The sequence below is a fragment of the Xenorhabdus khoisanae genome (genome assembly GCF_001037465.1).
GTDB classification, from domain to species: domain Bacteria; phylum Pseudomonadota; class Gammaproteobacteria; order Enterobacterales; family Enterobacteriaceae; genus Xenorhabdus; species Xenorhabdus khoisanae.
In genome coordinates, this window is record NZ_LFCV01000086.1 from 15,503 (window position 1) to 25,949 (window position 10,447).

General features: G+C 40.6%; 14 protein-coding genes, 1 tRNA gene and 1 pseudogene. 10 read left to right on the forward strand and 6 right to left on the reverse strand.

Annotated elements, in window-relative coordinates; genetic code table 11:
* Genes AB204_RS21455 through AB204_RS13025 form a run of 6 tightly spaced genes read left to right on the forward strand, consistent with a single transcriptional unit; the run spans window position 1 to window position 2,506 of the window.
* Complete coding sequence (locus AB204_RS21455; RefSeq protein ID WP_072061440.1) at window positions 1-207, forward strand: hypothetical protein; 207 nt, start codon at window positions 1-3, stop codon at window positions 205-207.
* Complete coding sequence (locus AB204_RS13010) at window positions 200-736, forward strand: phage N-6-adenine-methyltransferase (protein WP_047963797.1); 537 nt, start codon at window positions 200-202, stop codon at window positions 734-736. The genes AB204_RS21455 and AB204_RS13010 overlap by 8 nt, the downstream gene beginning before the upstream one ends.
* Entirely contained in the window at window positions 733-912 is a 180-nt protein-coding gene (locus tag AB204_RS13015) for a hypothetical protein (RefSeq protein WP_047963798.1), read from the forward strand. Before AB204_RS13010 ends, AB204_RS13015 begins: the two co-directional genes overlap by 4 nt.
* Complete coding sequence (locus AB204_RS13020) at window positions 905-1,117, forward strand: hypothetical protein (protein WP_047963799.1); 213 nt, start codon at window positions 905-907, stop codon at window positions 1,115-1,117. The genes AB204_RS13015 and AB204_RS13020 overlap by 8 nt, the downstream gene beginning before the upstream one ends.
* A complete protein-coding gene (locus tag AB204_RS23515; RefSeq protein WP_152671541.1) occupies window positions 1,110-1,457 on the forward strand; it encodes a helix-turn-helix domain-containing protein in 348 nt (115 codons plus the stop codon). Before AB204_RS13020 ends, AB204_RS23515 begins: the two co-directional genes overlap by 8 nt.
* Window positions 1,340-2,506 carry a site-specific integrase gene (locus AB204_RS13025; RefSeq protein WP_235428088.1) on the forward strand — a complete coding sequence of 389 codons (1,167 nt, stop codon included), beginning with the start codon at window positions 1,340-1,342 and terminating at the stop codon, window positions 2,504-2,506. Before AB204_RS23515 ends, AB204_RS13025 begins: the two co-directional genes overlap by 118 nt.
* A gap of 14 nt (window positions 2,507-2,520) precedes the next feature.
* Here AB204_RS13025 and AB204_RS13030 read toward each other — a convergent pair.
* Window positions 2,521-2,596: transfer RNA gene (locus AB204_RS13030), tRNA-Lys, on the reverse strand.
* 233 nt (window positions 2,597-2,829) lie between these two features.
* On the opposite strand from AB204_RS13030, the gene cycA reads away from it, so the two are divergent.
* Complete coding sequence (gene cycA / locus AB204_RS13035; protein WP_047963801.1) at window positions 2,830-4,236, forward strand: D-serine/D-alanine/glycine transporter; 1,407 nt, start codon at window positions 2,830-2,832, stop codon at window positions 4,234-4,236.
* A gap of 219 nt (window positions 4,237-4,455) precedes the next feature.
* Here the strand turns inward: cycA and AB204_RS22020 are convergent, their stop codons facing one another.
* Window positions 4,456-4,677 carry a hypothetical protein gene (locus AB204_RS22020; protein ID WP_053067908.1) on the reverse strand — a complete coding sequence of 74 codons (222 nt, stop codon included), beginning with the start codon at window positions 4,675-4,677 and terminating at the stop codon, window positions 4,456-4,458.
* A gap of 143 nt (window positions 4,678-4,820) precedes the next feature.
* Here AB204_RS22020 and AB204_RS13045 point away from each other — a divergent pair, with 143 nt between their 5' ends.
* On the forward strand, window positions 4,821-5,324 hold the full coding sequence (locus tag AB204_RS13045) for a GNAT family N-acetyltransferase (protein WP_047963802.1): 504 nt from the start codon (window positions 4,821-4,823) through the stop codon (window positions 5,322-5,324).
* Between the two features lie 213 nt (window positions 5,325-5,537).
* Window positions 5,538-6,041 carry a GNAT family N-acetyltransferase gene (locus AB204_RS13050; protein ID WP_047963803.1) on the forward strand — a complete coding sequence of 168 codons (504 nt, stop codon included), beginning with the start codon at window positions 5,538-5,540 and terminating at the stop codon, window positions 6,039-6,041.
* Window positions 6,042-6,139: 98 nt separating this feature from the next.
* Here the strand turns inward: AB204_RS13050 and AB204_RS21470 are convergent.
* The 3 genes and pseudogenes from AB204_RS21470 to AB204_RS13060 form a co-directional block, all read right to left on the reverse strand.
* Window positions 6,140-6,346: pseudogene (locus tag AB204_RS21470) on the reverse strand (alpha-ketoglutarate-dependent dioxygenase AlkB); the annotation flags it as partial.
* 39 nt (window positions 6,347-6,385) lie between these two features.
* Window positions 6,386-7,450 (reverse strand): bifunctional DNA-binding transcriptional regulator/O6-methylguanine-DNA methyltransferase Ada, encoded by a 1,065-nt coding sequence (gene ada, locus AB204_RS13055; protein ID WP_047963804.1) that lies wholly within the window; start codon window positions 7,448-7,450, stop codon window positions 6,386-6,388.
* A gap of 97 nt (window positions 7,451-7,547) precedes the next feature.
* Window positions 7,548-8,456: a LysR family transcriptional regulator gene (locus tag AB204_RS13060; RefSeq protein WP_235428087.1), complete on the reverse strand. Its 909-nt coding sequence runs from the start codon at window positions 8,454-8,456 to the stop codon at window positions 7,548-7,550.
* 111 nt (window positions 8,457-8,567) lie between these two features.
* On the opposite strand from AB204_RS13060, the gene AB204_RS13065 reads away from it, so the two are divergent.
* Entirely contained in the window at window positions 8,568-9,494 is a 927-nt protein-coding gene (locus AB204_RS13065; protein WP_047963806.1) for a DMT family transporter, read from the forward strand.
* 125 nt (window positions 9,495-9,619) lie between these two features.
* Here the strand turns inward: AB204_RS13065 and budA are convergent, their stop codons facing one another.
* Window positions 9,620-10,327, reverse strand: a complete 708-nt coding sequence (budA, locus tag AB204_RS13070) for an acetolactate decarboxylase (protein ID WP_047963807.1) — start codon at window positions 10,325-10,327, stop codon at window positions 9,620-9,622.
* Window positions 10,328-10,447: the final 120 nt, after the last annotated feature.

Below are 10,447 nucleotides of genomic sequence, written 5' to 3' on the forward strand. Positions count from 1 at the left end.
ATGGATATTATCGACGCAGCGAATGAATTAAATGAGCTGAATATATCTCATGCACTCCAGAACCGACCACCAGCATTAACCAGTATCAACGGCATGTGCCGATGGTGTGAGACGGAGCCAGCAATACACGGCGCATTCTGTAGCCGGGAATGTGGGGAGGATTATGAACGGGATAGGCGGAAAGCGAGGAATATAAACGATGAGTGACCACGGAGGCAGTAATACTCCGAAAGAACTGCGCGATCTCTGGCAAACTCCACTCCCGTTATTTCTGGCACTCGATTTAGAATTCGGATTTTATTTAGATGCAGCCGCCGATGCTCAAAATACCCTGTGCACAAATTATCTCACGGAACGAGGTAATGCACTGGAATGTGATTGGGTGAGTTACGGCTCTATTTGGTGTAATCCGCCTTACTCCAATATTACGCCGTGGATAAAGAAAGCAGCCATCGAATACAGGACGCAATGCCAGAGTATCGTTATGCTCGTCCCCGCCGATACCTCAGTAGGCTGGTTTAAATTGGCAATGGAGAGTGTCGATGAGGTCAGGTTAATAACAGGTGGCAGGATTCAATTTGTTCCAGCAGATTTAAAAATAAAAGGTAAGAGTAATACAAAAGGCTCAATGATTTTAATTTGGCGACCGTTTATTACTCCACACAGAAAAATAACCACAGTCGATAAAGAGTATTTATTCAATATCGGCAACGAACAACTGAGGAAAATAGCATGAAAGCAAAAATTGACATGACTAAAACAGAGGCTCTGGAATATGTTAACAGTGATTATCCTGTTCCTGAGTCTGAATATTCAGAATTAATCCGTGGTGACATTAAAACTATTTTAAAGCGTAGCGGATTTCAGGGAATAAAACTAGAGGACGTCACAGTCAAAATCACCGATGACTAACGAATACGAGAACGCAAGGAGAACGGTGGCAAGGGATTGCCTCAAAGAACTCAAGAGCCTACCCAAATACGACGATACCGCAGTCACCGAAACTCTCGATAAATACACACTCAAATTTAAACCACTCAACCATATGCGATTCAGCGCTAAATCAGTGCTGGTTTACTATGTGCGGTTGATTCAGAAGGAGATGAAAGATGGATAGATACCCTCTAACATTTGATGAGGCATGTGGTTTCATCGGCATATCACCACCAACACTGAGAAAATGGATTAGAACAGGCCGATTGGTGGCGTCGAGAAAAGACCCAACCAAGAAGCAATCCCCTTATCTTATCACTCGGCAAAATTGCATTGCCGCATTAAATAATCCGATCCACACTATATCTGTGAGCGCGGTTGACGCTAAGGAAGGTAACAGATGTCAATATTCCGCAGAAACAAGACTTGGTACGCCGACATCACGATCCCGGGCGGCAAGAGAATTAAACAATCTCTTGGCACAGAGGACAAACGGCAAGCGCAGGAGCTGCATGACAAGTTGAGAGCCGATTTATGGCGTGTCGATAAATTTGGAGATTTTCCCGACGTTTCATTTGAAGAAGCGTGTGTCAGGTGGTTAGAGGAGAAATCAGAGAAAAAGTCCCTTGATACAGACAAGAGTTTGATGGGTTTCTGGTTGGAGCATTTTTCGGGATGTTTATTAAAGGATATTACATCGGCGAAAATTTATGCTGCTGTAAGTAAAATGCAAAATAGGCTGGCATTGGCACGCTGGCAGATTCAAAAAGAAGCCTGCATCAAAAAAGGGAAAGATATACCCATCTATACTCCTCAGCCTGTTTCACAATCAACTAAAGCCTCATATTTGGCGTTAATAAAGTCCATTCTCAGGGCGGCTGAAAGAGAATGGAAATGGCTGGACAAAGCGCCAATCATAAAAGTGAACCAACCAAAGAACAGGCGTATTCGATGGTTGGAACACCATGAAGCGTTAAGGTTGATAGAGGAATGCCCTGAGCCGCTGAAATCAGTTGTCAGATTTGCATTGGCTACAGGGTTACGCAGATCGAACATCGTTAATCTTGAATGGCAACAAATCGATATGCAACGAAAAACAGCCTGGGTGAACCCGGAAGAGAGTAAATCAGGTAAGGCAATTGGAGTTGCCTTGAATGATACCGCTTGCCAGATTCTTCGTGATCAGATTGGAAATCATCATAAATGGGTTTTTGTGCATAAGGAACCCGCAAAGCGTAACGATGGAACGGATACGCCAGCAATCAGAAAAATGCGTGTTGATAATAATAGGTCGTGGTATTCGGCATTGAGAAGGGCAGGGATAGAAGACTTCCGGTTCCACGACTTAAGGCATACTTGGGCGAGCTGGTTGGTACAATCGGGTGTGCCATTATCTGCATTGCAGGAAATGGGCGGTTGGGAATCAATTGAAATGGTCAGGCGCTACGCGCATTTAGCGCCTAAACATTTAACTGAACATGCGAAACAACTGGACGCGATTTTTAGTACTTTCAGCATTCACGTCCCATCTACGTCCCAAGGTACAGATAGTGATGGTGTGGTTGCTATATAACTCTTTGATTTAATTGGTGGGTCGTGGGAGGCTCGAACTCCCGACCAATTGATTAAGAGTCAACTGCTCTACCAACTGAGCTAACGACCCGACACGATAAATTATTCTCCAATGTTAACGAGACGTCAATGGACTATATCCATTTTTTTATTAGGTGAATGAAATATACACAATGTGCCATCTGTTGATAGATTGAATTGTAACCGTCTTGTTTTTGATGTGAAATCCTTCTGTTAATACCGCGGTTGTCTATGTCACAATGTTCCCTTAAACACAGCTTGAGGGTATTAAGGCCATGCTGTGAGAATAAATTGGATACAACTATGGAAGAAAAAATACAACCCATTCACACTCCTGAAACTGAAGGTTCGCATTTACAGCGAAGTCTCACTAATCGACATATACAGTTAATCGCAATTGGTGGTGCCATCGGTACTGGCTTGTTTATGGGATCAGGCAAGACTATCTCCCTTGCGGGACCGTCGATCATTTTTGTTTATATGATCATCGGGTTTATGCTGTTTTTCGTTATGCGCGCAATGGGAGAGTTATTGCTTTCCAATTTGCATTATAAGTCGTTCAGTGATTTCTCAGCGGATTTATTAGGGCCGTGGGCCGGTTTTTTTGTCGGCTGGACTTACTGGTTCTGCTGGGTCATTACTGGTATCGCGGATCTTGTTGCTATTACTGCTTATGTCGGATATTGGACACCGAATTTTCCCGAATGGGGAACTTCGCTCCTTTGCGTTTTGGTATTGCTGGCTCTAAATCTCGCGACAGTAAAATTGTTTGGGGAACTCGAATTTTGGTTTGCCATGATCAAAATTATCGCTATTGTCGCCCTAATTGTCACGGGAGGCATCTTAATTGGCATGCATTTCCAATCTCCGGCAGGGCATATCGCTGCACTTTCTAATGTCTGGAGTGATGGCGGCATGTTCCCAATGGGACTGAGTGGCTTTTTTGCCGGATTCCAGATAGCGATATTTGCTTTTGTCGGCATTGAGTTGGTGGGAACCGCTGCCGCAGAAACTAAAAATCCGATGAAATCTTTGCCAAAAGCGATTAATGCCATTCCAATTCGTATTATTACGTTTTATGTTTTGGCGCTGATTGTGATTATGTCGGTCACGCCATGGCGAGCAATCATTGCGGATAAAAGTCCTTTTGTAGAATTATTTGTTCTGATTGGATTACCTGCTGCGGCCAGTATTGTAAACTTTGTGGTACTGACTTCTGCTGCATCTTCGGCAAATAGTGGCGTTTTCTCTACCAGCCGGATGTTATTTGGCTTGGCTAAAGAAGGGGATGCACCAAAGCAGTTTAGTCAGCTTTCCCGTCGTTCGGTTCCAGCATCGGGGTTAATTTTTACTTGTTTGTGCCTCTCTTTTGGCGTCATTTTGATCTACTTTATTCCTGATGTGATGCGGGTTTTTACTTTGGTAACAACTGTTTCCGCTATTTTGTTTATGTTTATTTGGAGCATGATTTTGTGTTCCTATCTGGTTTATAGAAAACGTCGTCCGGCTTTGCATCAGGCTTCAGTGTACAAAATGCCGTTTGGTATTGTGATGTCCTGGGTATGTTTAGTTTTCTTTGCTTTTGTTTTGGTATTGCTTTCTCTGCAACCGGATACTCGTCAAGCTTTGATCGCAACACCCGTTTGGTTCATTATTTTGGTGATTGGGTTTCAGATTGTGAAAAAACGCAAAGCTCGCCTTACTTATTGAGTAATAAAAATCCCATAAATTAAATATCAGTGGCCCAGGAATTGGGCCATTTTTTACATTATGCGGACATGAGCGTACCTTGATGGAATCTAAGTTGCCATGTGTTATCCGAAGATAATTGCCAAATTGATGCACGGAGTGCTTGATTGAATGGATTGCCAGCTTGATCCATTTCATAAGATTGATAAGTGAGTAAAGCAATATTTTCATCCAAATATTTCATAGAGAAGTGATGTGAAAAATTGGGGAAGTAGTTTTTATCTCTGTGGTTAATTCATTGAACACGATTTTTTTAGTATAAACATAACCTGATTTACTGATTTCCAGAAAATCATCGTGTAATACAGTATTAAGCCAATCGGCATTATTTCTTTTCTCACCATGAAGGCTGACTTCAAATTGTTTGATAAGCTTAAAAATAGCTAAATTTTCCTGAACCATATTCACTCCAAAGAAAATAAACTGATATTAAATAACATTATGAACAGGTAAAATTATTAATTTAAATAATTTTCAAAAGACTATTTACATTTATTTTTTTATCAGGTAGTTATAAGGAGAGTCAAGTCGAAAAAGAGGTATACATGGAAATTATAATCAGGGCGACTGAGCCTGAAGATGCTGAGCATTATCAACGAATTTATAGCCATCCTGATGTTTATTCTAATACTTTGCAACGCCCATGCCCTTCGCGTGAAATGTGGAAGGAGCGTTTAAAAGCAATTAAAGATCAAGGAGATATTGAGTTTGTTGCTGAAGTAAATGGCAAGGTTGTGGGGACAATAGGGTTATTTACCCATGCCAATCCAAGGCGAAGACATGCGGTAGGCATAGGTATTGGTGTTGATGCGGCTTATGCGGGGAAAGGTATTGGTTCAAAACTGATGGCGTTCGTGATTGATTATGCGTTCAACTGGTTAGGCTGTATCAGAATTGAATTGGAAGTTTTTGTTGATAATGAAAAAGCGATAGCCTTATACACAAAATTTGGATTTGAAGTAGAAGGTATTCGGCGTATGCAGTCATTAAAAAATGGTCAATATTGTGATGTTATGGGAATGGCTTTAATTAACAGCAGATTTTTGTGATATCTTATTAAAAATAACAAACCCGATAGAAAAAACTTTTGTTTTGATCGTTTCTTTTTCATCTATTGGGTGTATGGGGTTTTAATTTATTAACATAAAAATAATCTTCTTATAATAAGATAAGAAAATATAACTCTGAATAAATTAAATCATTGTATTAACATAATATCAGTGAATCACCAATGTTTTTATTAGTTATTATAAGAGGTATATATGGAAATTATAATCAGGGCAACTGAGCCTGAAGATGCTGAACATTATCAACGAATTTATAGTAATCCGAATGTTTACCCTAATACTTTGCAACGTCCATGCCCTTCACATGATATGTGGAGAGAACGTTTAAAGTTAAATAAGATGCGAGGAGATATTGATTTTGTCGCAGAAGTAGATGGTAAGGTTGTGGGATCATTAGGATTATTTACCCATGCAAACCCAAGACGCTGGCATGTGGTGGGCATTTGTATTGGGGTCGATGCGGCTTATTCAGGTAAAGGGGTTGGTTCAAAGATGATGGCATTTGCTATTGATTACGCATTTAATTGGTTAGGTTGTATCAGAATTGAGTTGGGAGTTTTTGCTGATAATGAAAAGGCAATCGCATTGTATAAAAAATTTGGATTTGAAAAGGAAGGTATACGGCGTATGGAATCACTCAGAAATGGTCAATACTGCGATCTCATGGAGATGGCTTTGCTAAAAAACGGGTGTATATAATGCTTGTAGCATTTAGGATAAAATTAGATAGAGGAAGCATTGAATTTGATTGCTTCCTTTTTATCTCAGTCATTTTAAAGGCACTGCTTGGTTGATTTTTAGGCTGGAAAAACCCGCCTGAACGTTAGGTTATAACGAATATTATCTTTCAGTGGCAATATTCCATGATAACGAAGCCGAGAACTTCCACCCCATACGATAATATCGCCATGAGTTAGCAGAACACGTTGGCATGGGTGTTCACGTTGCAATTCACCAAATAGAAAGGTAGCCGGCAATCCTAAAGATACAGACACAATGGGTTGGGAATAGATCAAGTTGATGTACGATATCAATTGTTACATTCATCGTGTTTTTTCCTCTCGATTTAATAACTCACGTTTACGCTCAATTCCCCAACGATACCCAGATAAGGCGCCATCATTTCTGACCACGCGATGGCATGGAATAGCAACTGCCAACATATTGGCTGCACAGGCACTAGCTACGGCACGTATAGCTTTGGGAGAACCAATGCGTTTGGCAATTTCGGTATAACTGACGGTTGTACCCACCGGAATTTCTCGCAGTGCTAACCAGACTCGTTGCTGAAATGCTGTGCCACAAATATCCAGTGGTAATTTCAATTCTGTTTCTGGTGTTTCGACGAAGCCGACAACTTGTGCAATGAGTTGCTCAAACTGGGGATCCCCACCGATAAATTCTGCTTGAGGGAATTTATCCTGTAGATCCTGAAGGAGTTTATTTGGATCATCTCCCAGTAAAATGGCACAAATACCTTTTTGACTTTGCGCTATTAAGATGTGGCCTAATGTACAAATCCCTAACGCAAAGTGAATTTGCATTCCTTTACCGCCGGCACGCCAGACAGTTGGTGTCATACCTAATAAATTGGATGAGGCTTCATAAAATCGGCTGCTGGAATTAAATCCGGCATCGAAAATAGCTTCAGTGACACTATTATCTTGTTGTAAATTATCCCGTAAGCGCTGACTACGATGGGCATTTGCGTAGGATTTTGGCGTTAATCCTGTTTTCGCTTTGAATAATCTATGAAAATGAAATGTGCTCATTCCCACATGGCTAGCGAGATGTACTAGTGTGATATGCCCTTCATTTTGTTCAATATAGCGACATGCTTTTGCAATTTTGGCAAGATAATTGGCTTCCAACTCAGGCTGATTACCTCGTGGGCGTTTACTTGGTCGGTAACCTTGCTGTTGAGCTTCATTTTCGTTGTCGAAAAATATCACATTCTCCCGTTTTGGAAGGCGTGCGGTACTGGATGGCAAACAATATATTCCCGTAGTACGCACGGCATATACGAAATGGCTGTCAGCATCCTTATTGCGTTCAATGATGGCCTGCCAACGTTTCTCATCAGTTTTCCATAAATTTTTTTTACTCATATAGATCACCTGTGAGGATTTATTTATCAATCCTGAAATACTGACATATTGGTAGAAGATCGTTAAAAAGACACTCCGTCTTTTGCTTTTTTAATTTTTAAAAGAAGTTAATGCCAGTTTGTCCTGAAAGCTTATCTCTATTCTGAAAAACTATATCAGCCAAAAAATCGGCAACTTTCCGTATCCTCGGCGAGTGAGCTAAATCAGATTGGATCACAAGCCAGATAGGTCTATCTATACCCAAGTCACGCGAAATACAGATAAGCCCGGTATTACAGGCCGCAATATGGGGTAATACAGCCAATCCAAGTCCCTCACGCGCTGCTGTAATCTGAGTAAAAATTGATGTTGTTGAGATTGAAAGTGGACGACCTTTTAGGGTTTGTTTAAGCCAGCTAACAGAAGGAAGTTGCGAGTGTTCACCTGTCCAGCCAATAAAGCGAGCATTGTCATATTCACCTTGAAATAGGCCAGAAGAGCAGGTTGCCAAATAGTCTGTGCTTCCATAAAGACCAAATCCCAATGTTCCCAGTTGACGAACATTAACATGACCTTGTTCAGGTCTGATGATGCGGAGTGCTAAATCCGCATCGCGGCGGTGGAGATTGACAGAATAGATATCGGTTGTGATTTCTAATGTCAGTTTCGGATGATCTTTTTGTAGGATTGACAAGTTTGGCATAATTAAATGATTGGCTAACGTTTCCAGTGTTGCAAGCCGTACTGTTCCCGCGATGGCAGCTTGTATATCGGCTTCAAACAAAAATGAACTTGCTGCCATTTCCATAGCTTCGGCCTTTTCCAATAGTTTTGCACCATCTTCGGTTAGCTTATATCCCGCTTGATGTCGGAGAAATAAAGGCATTCCGAAAGAGGACTCCAATCGTTCTATTTTTCGCGATACGGTTGCCACACCGATACCAAGAGTATCTGCTGCCTTACTGATAGTGCCTGTTCGTGTGACTGCCAAGAATACTCGAATATCATCCCAATTAAATGATTGCACAATGTAATTTCCATTTATGAAAAATTGATTACCAATATTGTCTAAATATTTCAATTTTGAAAGATGCCACAATGATTTTGTCGAAAGTTATTCAGCTTAGTAGGAATGGATATGAGAACAACACCACAGTTCGCGGTTATATTAACGTTAATTGCAACATTCTTTTGGGGATCCAATTTTCAGGTAACTAAATTTGCTCTTGTGAGTCTGCCTCCGTGGACAGCTTCTGTTGAGCGCTTTTTCTTTGCGGTCATCTGTATTTTCATTTTCTTGGCATGGAAAGAAGGAATTCATGCCAAGGTTTTGAAACAAAACTGGCGGGAATTTATTATTCTTGGGGCGATTGGCGTTGCAGGATTCAATGGCGCTTTTTTTGTTGGTCTTCAAAGCTCAAGTCCGATCACGGCTGCGTTGATAGTTGCTACGACGCCTATTTCTGCCAACATTTTCGAAGCTATTATATATCGTCAGTTACCTGATCTTATGCGTATAGTTGGCATGGCAATTAGTTTGTTAGGCGTTGCTTTAGTCATTACCAATGGTCAGTTGGTTTTAGGTGGTGAAATTCAGGTGGCAACTGGCGATATGATTATTTTTATCGGAAGTCTTGGTTGGGCGATGTATACAGTAGGGATACGGAGATTTATTAAAAATGCGACGCCGTTGGAGACGACCAGTTGGACGATGTTTTTTGGTGCAATTATATTAGCTTTTATTGCATTTTTTGTTGAGTCACCCATCCCTGCATTATCATCCGGAACGTTTGAAAGCCATTTGGCCTGTATTTATATAGGCATTGGCGGCTCCACAATTGCGTATCTTTTTTGGAATATGGGGGTTGCAATTCGCGGAGCAGGAAAGACGGCGATATTTTTCAATTTCGTTCCAATCTTTGCACTTATTATCCAGGTGATTATGGGCAACATGCCCAGTTTGGCACAAATGATTGGTATCGTTATTACTATCGTGGGTGTATTGTTAGGGCAGGGAGTCATTGTTGTGAAGAGACCATTTAAAGGACTGTTAAAGAAACCGTAGCAGTGGAATAGGCTCAAATTATCATATGATGACATTGCAGGGATTATGCTGACTTTCCCTGCAATACTACCTGAATATAAAATTCATTGGATATAGTTAAGCATTTTGCCTTCAACCTTTTTCCCTTAACCTTCTGATCGCTTGATAATATCGTCCAAATCACTAACCTTGATGTCAGTATTGAGATACTCATTCTTGTTTGGCAGATGAATCTTTACGTCTTGTTTCATTTCATAGCTTAAAAGGCCGTTTTTCAGTTGGAATCCGAAGACATGCCCGCCATTTTTTCGGGCATCATCAATAAAGTGAAGATGAATACCCGCTACCGAAATACCTTGAAAATGTTCGGGTGTCCAGAAACCAATCATTACACCAGAGATATCATGGAGTGTTTCTTCAGATTGTTCTGCTATTGCTTCAATAAAGGGTTTGTAAGGTTTTTCCTGGTGATTGGTTCGGCGAAACCAAACATTTTCAAAGAGTCCTTCAATTTTTATTGCCACGAAAATATTATCTATATTTGTTTGAGCAGATAACTTTGAGTAAATATCTTGCTTACTGATATGTGAAACAGGAAATTGATCGTCAGGATTAAAATGTGTTAGCTGTGCAAAAGGTAGTTGTTCATGATCGGTTAATTGACGTATATTTCCTGCCCCTTGAATCTCAAAATAGGTGTCATCCAGTGCAATCATTTCACCCGCGAGTGCATGTGAGCAGCCAATGCCGAATGAACCACCATGGCTGATTTCTGATATTTTAAACATTCCATCAAAGACGCCGGATACTAAAGCATGAATGGTAGAATACTGATTTATTGTTAGGCTTTTCATATGCCGTCTCCCTTGTCATCACACTAATACGAGAAATAATTTGAATAGCTATGGCTGAATGTCTCAGATATTATCAAGTACTGAATTAATATCGTTAGCTATTAGTCATGTCAAGCCAAT